The sequence below is a fragment of the Necropsobacter massiliensis genome, assembly GCF_000827595.2.
In the GTDB taxonomy this organism is placed as follows: domain Bacteria; phylum Pseudomonadota; class Gammaproteobacteria; order Enterobacterales; family Pasteurellaceae; genus Necropsobacter; species Necropsobacter massiliensis.
The window spans coordinates 1-269 of sequence record NZ_LN776218.1; the positions used below are offsets into that span (position 1 = coordinate 1).

1 rRNA gene is annotated in these 269 nt (G+C 45.7%); it reads left to right on the forward strand.

The features are described from left to right. Window positions 1–65: 65 nt before the first annotated feature. A 16S ribosomal RNA gene (locus BN3349_RS11950) occupies window positions 66–269 on the forward strand; the annotation flags it as partial.

Here is a 269-nt window from a genome sequence, read left to right on the forward strand (position 1 = left end):
GGGAGGCATTGATTGCGTCCACAAACAAAAATTAAAGCTAAGTGATTTATTGAGCGATTGAACTTGAATTGAAGAGTTTGATCATGGCTCAGATTGAACGCTGGCGGCAGGCTTAACACATGCAAGTCGAACGGTAACGAATGAAAGCTTGCTTTTATTCGTGAGAGTGGCGGACGGGGGAGTAATGCTTGGGGATCTGGCTTATGGAGGGGGATAACAACGGGAAACTGTTGCTAATACCGCGTAATATCGAAAGATTAAAGGGGGCG